This window comes from Pantoea sp. CTOTU50773, assembly GCF_032082325.1.
Lineage (GTDB): Bacteria > Pseudomonadota > Gammaproteobacteria > Enterobacterales > Enterobacteriaceae > Pantoea > Pantoea communis.
On the sequence record NZ_DAMDQC010000224.1, the window covers coordinates 1 to 5,234 of the forward strand.

Annotated in this window: 6 protein-coding genes; 5 read left to right on the top strand and 1 reads right to left on the bottom strand. The window is 45.4% G+C overall.

Features of this window, described 5'->3' with window-relative positions:
• Positions 1-109: 109 nt before the first annotated feature.
• The 3 genes from RT340_RS21615 (at position 110) to RT340_RS21625 (ending at position 2,823) form a co-directional block, all read left to right on the top strand.
• Positions 110-310, top strand: coding sequence for a hypothetical protein (locus tag RT340_RS21615; RefSeq protein WP_234419552.1), 201 nt, complete (start codon positions 110-112; stop codon positions 308-310).
• The gene (locus RT340_RS21620; RefSeq protein ID WP_313377704.1) at positions 283-1,581 is read left to right on the top strand and encodes a DUF5906 domain-containing protein; all 1,299 of its coding nucleotides are present in this window, start codon (positions 283-285) and stop codon (positions 1,579-1,581) included. Before RT340_RS21615 ends, RT340_RS21620 begins: the two co-directional genes overlap by 28 nt.
• A 615-nt stretch (positions 1,582-2,196) precedes the next feature.
• Entirely contained in the window at positions 2,197-2,823 is a 627-nt protein-coding gene (locus RT340_RS21625; protein WP_313377706.1) for a recombinase family protein, read from the top strand.
• Positions 2,824-3,023: 200 nt separating this feature from the next.
• Here the strand turns inward: RT340_RS21625 and RT340_RS21630 are convergent, their stop codons facing one another.
• Positions 3,024-3,605, bottom strand: coding sequence for a hypothetical protein (locus tag RT340_RS21630; protein WP_313377708.1), 582 nt, complete (start codon positions 3,603-3,605; stop codon positions 3,024-3,026).
• 352 nt (positions 3,606-3,957) lie between these two features.
• On the opposite strand from RT340_RS21630, the gene RT340_RS21635 reads away from it, so the two are divergent.
• Complete coding sequence (locus RT340_RS21635) at positions 3,958-4,236, top strand: type II toxin-antitoxin system HigB family toxin (RefSeq protein WP_003847553.1); 279 nt, start codon at positions 3,958-3,960, stop codon at positions 4,234-4,236.
• The coding region (locus tag RT340_RS21640; protein WP_313377709.1) for an ImmA/IrrE family metallo-endopeptidase at positions 4,226-5,234 on the top strand (1,009 nt) is incomplete at its 3' end. The genes RT340_RS21635 and RT340_RS21640, both read left to right, overlap by 11 nt.

Sequence of the window (5,234 nt, forward strand, 5' to 3'; positions counted from 1 at the left end):
AGAGAACCATCGATCCTGATGCTTTGGCCCGTGCTATCGCCGCCGCGCGTAGACTCAAGGAAGAGGACCCGGAGCGTTATAAATCGCTCCCCGTTGAAAAGGGCAAACAATGATGAAAATCTATGACATAACAGTAACCGGAGCTACTGCCGATTGGCTGACCACCGCGCGTGGACAAATGCCGCTGCCGGTATTCATTCGTAAGCTGCTGGTGGAGATCGCCAGCAATCCGGAAAAATATAACGACCTTACCCAGACCATTAACGACTCAGTGGAGTGCAAATGCCAACCCCGAACGACAAAGAATTAAAAATAGTCCTCAGCGCCTTTATTGACTACCTGAAAAAGCATGGATGGGTGCTCAAAGCGACAAATAATCTATCAGTCCTGTTCAACATCCGTGATGGTGTTACCTTGAACGAAGACAGTATCAGTGGGCTGTTTTACCAGTGGGCCAACCGGAATTCGTACTCCAGTATCGATTACGCGGATCATTGGTGGGCTAACATACGCCGCAGATTAACCTTCGTGATCGGTGAAACATTCCAGCCAGCAGCAGAGCCAGAATTATTTGTGCCATTGAGTTCCGGTGTGCTGGCAGTCAATACCTACAAAAAGTACGAGAAAGAGGAGCCAGCTAACGGGTTTGACCCTGACCCGGCACCTTGGATTGAATTTCTTGAACGTTTGTTCCCTGCCGAAACTGACAGAGAAATAGTCTGTGATTGGCTGGCGCATATGCTACAACGTCCCGATCAGCGCCCATCCTGGCACCTGCTATTCACAGGTGATACGGGAACCGGAAAAGGTGTGCTCTTTGAGCATATTCTAACCCCATTGTTATCCGGGCAAACCGCCTCGCTGGACTCATTCGCCAAACTGACGGAGAAGCACAGTACAACGCTGACTTCCAATATGCTGATCCACCTGGATGATGTCTCAACCCACAGTGATAGCCAGATGACCCGGTTAAAATCTATCCTGAGTGAAGAATGGCAGATGATACGCCCGCTTTATGAAACAGAGCGTAGTGCACGGGTTTACACACGGATCATTCTCTCAAGCAACCAGCCCCGGCCTTTACGTCTGGATGAGAACGAGCGCCGCTGGTACGCCCCGGAGTTTATGACGCACAAAACCGACCGACAGGAGACGCAACAATTCATCCAGAATCGATTATTGCCGTGGGTGTCCTGTGGTGGATTGGATGTGCTTTATGAGTGGCTTATGGCACGTGACCTAAGCCAGTTCAACCATAAATACGTTCCGCAGTCCGATTGTTTGCGCCGGATGATATCGGATTCAGTTTCAATCCTGGAGATGCAAGTACGCGAGTGGGTAGTAGAGAATCCGGCATTCCGACTGGAGACGCTACAAGCCCAATTCTCAGACTTCCGAAACACCCATACAGCCGCCAGCTATTTGACCGCTATGAGGTACAAAAAATGTCAGCCGTACCAGAAAAATCCTGACCCGGCGACCGGCAAAACATCAAAACAGTGGTGGTGGATACCTCAAGACTGGACACCTGCCAGCCTGCGGCAACACTTGCTATCTGACACGGAGGAGTTCATATTCTGAGGGGGATTTATTCTCCCTCTTTCATTCCTTTCGCATTTTTACCCCACTCTATACCTTATGCGGACCCGCCTACAAACCCCACGCAAGAAACAACGTCAAGATAATGATATATAACAATAAAATAAATAATACCCGTAGCACCCCACCCTGGTGCGATCTTTTTTTAGCTATAAGCATATACTCTGTTGACGCATGTCAGTAAGGCACAGAGGCAAGGCGTAGCCGCATGTGCAAATTCTGAAGCGGCACTTCGCTTTCTACTGCTGGTGGCTTGTTTGTTTAACATGGTCGCTTCTTACCACCAGCGCTCATACGCATGTAAAATTCAAACAGGCATTCTCATTGTTGGTCCATACCAGCCAGCAGCACGCCGCGATCTGATGCGGCAGAATCAACTGGAGTTTCTCAGATTAAATCCTGTTGAAAGCAAGGAAAATACGCCTCTGAACCATCGTCCGCCTCGGTGATAGGGTCACATCTCTATATTCACAAAGGGTATACCTGAAATGAAAACAGCTTTCGTGAACAAAGTCATTCACAATGAGTAGTAAAAATTGACTCTATGTAGATAATTCACGTAAAGTTATAGAGTGAAAACTCAACGTGAAAAAAACAATGACTACACACCAAATCACGACGCACGCTTACCTCAGGGCATCCACTGACGATCAAGACGCTACACGTGCACTTGAAACCATCAATGACTTTGTTGAAGAGCATCGGCTAACAAGTGTTGAGTATTATGTCGAAAACTTTTCTGGTGCCAAGCTGGAGCGCCCGGAACTTTCCCGTCTGCTTGCCGCAGCCGAAAAGGGCGACTTTTTGCTGGTGGAGTCCATCGATCGCTTAACCCGACTCCCTGCTGTACAATATGAAGCCCTCAAGGCTCGCATTGAAAAGCAGGGCTTACGCGTCGTCGTTGTGGATCTGCCTACTTCTCATGATGCATTAAAGTCCGTACCAGGTGACCGCATAATTGAACTGATCAACGGTCTGATGATGGACATTGCAGCCCACTACGCACACGAGGACTACACCAAGCGCCGCCAGCGTCAGGCGCAAGGCATCGCCAAAGCAAAGGCTGAGAATAAGTATAAAGGCAGACCAGCGGATACCAACCTGAGAAACAAGATCGAGGCGTACCTCGCCAAAGGTGGGAATACATATTCAGAAATTGCGAAACTGTGTGATTGCTCCGTTGGGATGGTCGCCAAGGTCAAGAAGCTCCTCGAAACCACCTGACTAACAACCACCACCAGCCCGGCCTGATATTTGAATATTTTCAGAGCGGGCTTCTGTGTTTTGCTGACTCTTCACCTGACCGATCAGACACCGCGCCGCTGATATTTTTCTTCTGTGTGCAATTTCGGGAGGGGGTACTTCTGGAATCTTTGCGGCGGGGGGATGGGTATGATTTGGGGGAATTTCTTCCCCCCGGCCAGTCAATCAAGCAGGTTACTCAATGGTGCCAGCGTGACATAAATATAATCGTCGTCACGTTCCTCGATGGTGATCGGCATATCCACCCCGTTCGATAACACCGCCTTTGCCCGATAATGTTTATCTGAAATCTTCTTTACGTCCTCTACGACAAGACACTGAACATCACTGTTTTTGTCTTTGAATATCGAAGTGGTGATCTCACAGGCCGATGCCTTCAGGGCTTCGTTATCATCGATGGTTGTACTGATAAAAATACAGCCAAGTGTGATTGCGATGAAAGCGAATAGCCAGCGCCATTTTTTCATCCCAGCGTCTCTGGCGCGAGCGTATACATAGATAGGGGGCAAAATAACAATGCCCAGCGCAGATCTCACGATATGAGTTTCGGACTCAACTCCAGACCGCACTAACGCCCGTTGGTCAAAAACGACGCAGATAAACAAAACCGCATACAACGCAACATAGGCCACCTTTTCATGCATCGTGAAGTAATAGGCTACAGGGAACACCATCGGCGCAGCCATGTAGACATAGAAGTACAGATTCTTTCGTTTCAGTTGGTTAGTAGTCAAAGCAGCCATCCTTTCATGCTGTGAAGTTAAAATTTCAGGCGCTTACTTTAACCAGTTTTATTAATTATTTCGATCATATCGATCATTTTATCGATCGATATGGTTGGAATATTTTCATGTGGGGCACTCAACAATGAGTCGGCAGTGATAACAGTGAGGAGATGAGTAATGGAACAGAAAATGGTGTTCACATTCTTCTCTTGCATCCGTAGGTAGCTCATTACATTGATGAATTTTTATCTTAAGTATGATATCTGTGGGTATTGAGTTGAAGAAATGTCATCTTGTTCCATTTTTGGGAACATGTGTTGACAGTATCGATAATGAACATTATGATGTTCCCAGATTAGGAACAAAGTGTATGGCTATGCGGCTACTCGGAAGAGATAAGTTGGAAGAACTTAAACGCTATGAGCCTTCCAGTAAAAACTGGATTGATGCGTGGTCAACAGAGCTAAGTTTAAGCAATTGGAAATCAAAGGAAGAAGTGAAAAAGCACTTTCCCAAAGTAGAAAATATTGGTGATCAAATCTTTGTTTTTAAGGTGGATTGCTGTGCTTCTTATGTTGAAACGATCATTGATTTCAATCGGTTGTTGGTTTTTGTTACCTCTGTGAAGGGTAATGATAATGGATATTAGAGTAATTAGAACAGATAGGCAGCATCAGGAGTATTTGGAACGTATACATTCGTTATTAGTTATGATGCCGTCTCCTGGAACTGATGAAAATGAGGAGTTAGAGTTACTTATCACACTTGTAGAAGCATACGAGAACTCTAAATATCCTATAGAGCCACCAGATCCAATCGATGCTATTACGTTCCGTATGCACGAGAAAGGGTTAAAACAAGTTGATCTTGTACCATATTTGGGAACAAGAAGTAGAGTTTCTGAAATTTTGTCAAGGAAAAGACCCTTGACTGTTCCGATGATAAAAGCACTTTCAATCGGACTTGGCATTTCTACTGATACGTTGATAGGTTTAAATGCTGATCAGAGCAAAACAGGTGATGATAATGTTGACTGGTCTAAGTTTCCGATTAAAGAAATGATTGGGAGAGGATGGATTTCTGAAGCCAGTGATACGATAAAAAAATCCACAGAAGAACTAATTAAAGGATTTATTAATCAAATTGGCTGGCAAACAGGTAATGTCGCATTTAAGAGAACTCTTTCTGGGGATGCGTATTCTCCTTCAACAAAATATGCACTTTATGCATGGGTTAGTAGAGTTGTGCAGCGAGCGCGTGAACGTAAAAATCTGCTTGGGAACTTTGACCCAGCAATTTTTTCTACAAGCTTCTTGAGGGATTTGGCACAACTGAGCTGGTTTGAAACAGGTCCCTTACTTGCTCTTGAATTTCTTGAAAAACATGGAATAGCCGTTGTTATCGAACCAAGCTTAAAAGGCACTCGCATAGACGGAGCAGCATTAAAGGATATTGACGGAATACCGATTGTTGGTTTGACATTGAGACATGACCGTCTTGATAATTTTTGGTTCACACTACTCCATGAAGTTGCTCATATATGGAAACACGTTCATTCTGAAGAGACATTTTTAGATGATATTGATGCTACTTCTGACGATAGGCAGGAATCTGAAGCAAATCGGCTTGCTAGGGAAGCATTTATAC